We start from the raw sequence: 4,956 nt of genomic DNA, 5'->3' as shown, positions 1-4,956 counted from the left end.
CATGAATGTTCCATCTTTTTTTATCTGCCTAATATCACTATATTATTTGTGGGGATACCTCAGGGTCAGAGTACATTAAATCCCAACCGCTACACCCCATACCGCTCCAACCGCGAAAATTAGGGTCTGGATACTTTAATTCTTCAACCGGCTTCAAAAGCGGGGGCAGAGTACATTAATTCTCTAACTGGCTCAGTAATCACATAAATGTACTCTCATAAATGTACTCTGACCCTAATATTTAAGGCGCTGACAATTCTCCATCTCCAGTCTGGAGCGGTGCGCTACACCAGAAGAAGCTCGATACGACTGAGAAGTCGTAAGAAAAACCTTGCTTCCTGATTCTCTTAGAGCCTGTGCCAGCGACGCTTCAATCGTGATATCATAGTGAATTAGTAGACTTTAGTGCTTAATTTAAAGCTTTATGTACTTTCCAGTGAATTTACGGACCAAGGTTATAATCATCTAATTGCGTAACAAAAAAAGTTGCATACCGATAAGGCCGTGGAGACTTAAAATATGTTTTTAATACGCAATCTTTATCTATAAAGCCTATTTAAGAATATTAATGCGTTTAAGTGGTTGCTCTAAAATACGGACAGCTCAGAGATATGCGAACAAAATCTAAGTGAAGGAAAATGTATTCAAATGAACGAAATCAAAAAAAAGCAATTTTACAAAGGCTTAAGAGCAACTACTGAGTTTCTTCTAGCGAAGAAAAAGCACCTCTGTGATTTCAAATTTGATAAGCCTATAAAAATAAAACTAGTTGCGATTGCTAAAAACGAGTCTGCATATCTACCAGAATGGATTTTTCATCACCTTTATTTCGGGTTTGATCAAATTGATGTTCATGTCAACAGAACGACAGACAACACACTAAAGGTATTAAATAAAGTTGCACAGTTACCAAATGTTTCTATAAAGAACGCGGATAAGTTTTTCTCTACATATAAAGGCAATCCACAATCAGGGCTCTATAAAAAAGTGCTAAAAGAAACGAAAGGTTCGGAGTTTACGCACGTTTGCTTTCTAGATATAGATGAGTTCTGGACCCCGATGGATCTGAAGTCGACTATTCACGATTGTGTCAAAAGTTCTGGAAAATTTGATGTGATTTCATTTGAATGGATAAATAAAGTTGAGCCTAACAATACATTTGGCCCTGCACTTTCTGAAAATATAACTTACCAAAGAGCGCCTCAGCTTAAATCAATCATTGATGTTAGATGTCCAGTGATTAGAGCAAATCCCCACACTTTGGTGAACCCGTACCTCATATATAAGAACGGAAACGGAGAAAAGATTGTCCATGATAATACTTCTTTTTCGAGAGTCCCTCGTTCAGATTTGCAGAAACCAGTTAAACCCTATTTCATACTACACAGATTTTATAGAAGTGAGTTTGAGTACATAGCAATTTTAGGTCGAGGTAGACCAAACTTTCCAGAGCAAGGGAATTCAAAGATTAAAAGCAACCGTAATGGTTATGCAGACATTGAGAGAGTAGAAACTTTTGAATTTGACCCTAATGCACTTGGTCAGTATCGAGAGTTTATTAACGAATACTATGAAAAGTATATAGAAAGCAAGGAGTTTGAAGCTGCTCGTGAATATATAAGACAAGGGTATTCCAGAGTTCTTTCTATAGTCAGAAATAGTGAAAAAGCTGAGATGGCTACTATAAAAAAAGCATTTGCAAATGTCAGAGATGCTAAGGCTTTAACTGCTTATAATCAGTTTTTAGATAAGGTTAACTAGGTCCAGTAACCATAGAAGTTAATCAAATGTAGGGTAACTCTTTTCTTTAGTTGCCTGTTACCCTACCATTAGCGGATTGTTCGCAGTCCGTAAAATTTTATGCCTTCATTACAACGTTACAGTACCTTCGGCCTTTCAGCTTCTTGCGACTCTTTACAGTCGTTTACCGATGTCGCTTCATTTCTTTCTCTCTTCAAAGCTCATAAGAACAACACTAATAAAGCAATTTATATATTAGGCGGCGGAAGTAATTCGATTTTTACCGACGACTTTGACGGCACAATTCTCGTGAACGAAATTAAAGGCATTAGCCACTTCGATACAGAGAGCCATCACTACTTACGTGTAGGTGCGGGTGAAAACTGGCATGACTTCGTAACATTATGTGTGAATGAGAAGTGGTATGGATTTGAAAACTTAGCGTTAATTCCCGGTTCGGTAGGTGCAAGCCCAATTCAAAATATTGGTGCGTACGGCCGAGAAGTGAATGCGTTTATTGATAAAGTGGAATGCGTATTACTAGAAACTGGCGAACAGATACTGCTTACTAATGAAGATTGCCAATTTGGTTACAGAGATAGTGTGTTCAAACATGCACTAGCAAACAAAGTGCTGATCACTCACGTAAACTTTAAACTACCGAAACATTACGAACTGGAAACGAGCTACGGTGAATTAGCTACGCTCACTGAGCCTACTCCAGAAAAGGTATACAGTAAGGTAATAGAAATAAGAAAGAGTAAACTTCCAGACCCGAGTGAACTGGGCAATGCGGGAAGCTTTTTCAAAAACCCAGTAGTTAAGAGAGCAGTGTATCAAGCGATTGCACAAGACTATAAGACGGTGCCTCATTTTGTGGTGAGCGGAAGTGCTGATTTGCCAGCAAATGAACAAGAGCAAATAAAAATTCCCGCGGCGTGGCTAATTGATCAGGCAGGTTTTAAAGGCAAAACTTTGAATAAAGTACGATGTCACCCTACACAGCCATTGGTGCTTACTAATTTAGGTGGCGCCACCGGAAGCGATGTAATAACCATGGCAAAAGAAATCATAGCAAGCGTAAAGAATCAGTTTGGCATATTGCTTGAGCCAGAAGTGCGCTTATTAGGAAACAAAGGACTTATTTCGCTATGAGACAAGCATCAAAAGCTATAAGAAAACATATACTCGCGTTGCTGTCGGACGGCCATTTTCACTCAGGTGAAACTATTGCACAGCAAGTGGGCCTTTCACGCACAGCGGTAGCAGGCCATATTTCCCAACTAGCCGATTGGGGGTTAGACGTATTTAAGGTAAAAGGTAAAGGTTACCGTTTAGAGCGAGGTTTTCCATTGTTAAGCACCGACAGCATTAAACGCCATTTGGGCAATACAAAACGAGCGGTTATTGATGTGGAGTCAGTATTGCCTTCCACCAATACAGAAATGAAGAAGCGTATTGCAAGTAAGCGAGAAGATCTTGAAAACGGCGATGTTGTTTTTGCTGAAATTCAAACCGATGGGCGAGGGCGGCACGGTCGTTCGTGGTTAGCGCCAGTTGGGGGCAGTTTAACGTTTTCTATGTATTGGTCTTTCCCTGATGGCTATCAAAGCATGGCGGGCCTTTCTTTATTAGTAGGGCTAGCGGTTTGCGATGCACTTAAAGAATTTGGTGTAGAAGACGCTGAACTTAAATGGCCAAATGACATTTATTTGCAAGGTAAAAAGCTGGCAGGGGTACTGATTGAGGTAGAAGGGCAAATTGGCGCAACAGCGCACAGTGTTATCGGTATAGGTTTAAATGTTTGTGTGCCCGATAATCAGTACGATGTTGGTCAGCCTCATAGCGATCTTGCGTCATATTTAGGCACTATCCCTGATAGAAATGCATTAGCGGCAGAAATTATTAAATCGCTGTGGTCCTATTTACCGAAATTTACTCAGCAAGGCTTCGGGCCATTTACAGCATACTGGGAAGCGCTCGACTTATACGCCGATAAACGCATTGTTTTACAAATGGGCGAGAAGCGTTTTTCCGGAATTGATAGGGGAGTAGACGCAAGCGGCGCACTGCTCGTTGAAACACAAGACGGCATTACACGCTTCCACGGTGGTGAAGTTAGCCTCAGAGGAAACTAACGTTTTATTTAACAGCAGAGCTACGAAAATTTCGCCAATATTGTGGTTAAAGCACTTCGTAGCTTATCTTTATAATCTTTGAATAGCATTTCATCCGTTTGTTTTACGCATTACTTTGCGATTGAAACCAAAAATATGAACAACATTGAAGAAAACCACGTCATATTAGTGGATATTGGTAACACCCGAATTAAATATTCACTGCTTTGTCATGCAGAAGAAGAGCCTAATGCATGTGAAGATGCCATTTCTCTTTTCTCTTTTATCGATTCTCAGAAAAAAATTTCTCATTTATACATAGCTTCGGTAAGAAATCAGGAGCTGGTTGATGAAATATCCGCCATGTGTAACGAGCGAAATATTATTTTTGTAGAAAAGCACACAGAGAAAGAAGCCTTTGGCATAAAAAATAGTTACGCGAACGTTCAAAAAATGGGCGTTGATAGATGGCTTGCCATGGTCTGCGCTGCAGAAAAATCAAAAAAAGCATTTTTTGTTATGGATGTGGGTACGGCAATAACAGTCGATTTTGTTGTGGATGGTCAACATTTAGGCGGTTGGATCGTACCTGGTTTTCAAGTTATGCGTAATGCTTTGGTCGCTTCTACTAAAAAAGTGTTCGCGAATGATGAAATTCCGACCACCTTTGGCGTGGGGACCGATACAGAAGATTGTGTTGCAACAGGGTGTCATGCTGCCCTATATGGTGTTTATTTGAGCGCAGTTGATTATATATCAAGCAAACAAACCGATTTTGACATAATTTTAGGGGGTGGAGACAAAAAAGTGTTTGCATTCTTAAAATCTGCTGATAACATGCGCCTCGCTCATTTGGTGATGCAGGGTCTTGCCCGCTATGCTCGAAGTGAACTTATAAAGGGAACGTCGACGTAAGTTTTTGATTAGTTGAAAAATTGGTCAAAAAAGAAAATTGAAAAATTTTCAAAAAGACACTTGCACAGAGTTAAACAATACTCTAGAATGCGCACCCACTTGATGTAGTGCCGACTTAGCTCAGTTGGTAGAGCAACTGACTTGTAATCAGTAGGTCGCCAGTTCGATTCCGGCAGTCGGCACC

Annotated in this window: 4 protein-coding genes and 1 tRNA gene; all 5 read left to right on the top strand. The window is 40.1% G+C overall.

Translation table 11 applies throughout. From position 1 onward, the window contains the following. Positions 1-648: 648 nt before the first annotated feature. The 5 genes from ACHUFN_RS19945 (at position 649) to ACHUFN_RS19925 (ending at position 4,954) form a co-directional block, all read left to right on the top strand. Entirely contained in the window at positions 649-1,761 is a 1,113-nt protein-coding gene (locus tag ACHUFN_RS19945) for a glycosyltransferase family 2 protein (RefSeq protein WP_394224480.1), read from the top strand. A 99-nt stretch (positions 1,762-1,860) separates the two neighbouring features. After that, positions 1,861-2,895: a UDP-N-acetylmuramate dehydrogenase gene (gene murB, locus ACHUFN_RS19940; protein ID WP_394224479.1), complete on the top strand. Its 1,035-nt coding sequence runs from the start codon at positions 1,861-1,863 to the stop codon at positions 2,893-2,895. Further along, on the top strand, positions 2,892-3,878 hold the full coding sequence (gene birA, locus ACHUFN_RS19935) for a bifunctional biotin--[acetyl-CoA-carboxylase] ligase/biotin operon repressor BirA (protein ID WP_394224478.1): 987 nt from the start codon (positions 2,892-2,894) through the stop codon (positions 3,876-3,878). The genes murB and birA overlap by 4 nt, the downstream gene beginning before the upstream one ends. 135 nt (positions 3,879-4,013) lie before the next feature. Further along, positions 4,014-4,772, top strand: a complete 759-nt coding sequence (locus ACHUFN_RS19930; RefSeq protein WP_394224477.1) for a type III pantothenate kinase — start codon at positions 4,014-4,016, stop codon at positions 4,770-4,772. Positions 4,773-4,881: 109 nt separating this feature from the next. Next, positions 4,882-4,954, top strand: a tRNA-Thr gene (locus tag ACHUFN_RS19925). The last annotated feature ends 2 nt before the right edge of the window (positions 4,955-4,956 follow it).

The organism is Alteromonas gracilis (assembly GCF_043642145.1).
GTDB classification, from domain to species: Bacteria; Pseudomonadota; Gammaproteobacteria; order Enterobacterales; family Alteromonadaceae; genus Alteromonas; species Alteromonas gracilis_B.
Note: the sequence above shows the minus strand (reverse complement) of the source record. Positions and strands in the feature narration are given on the sequence as shown.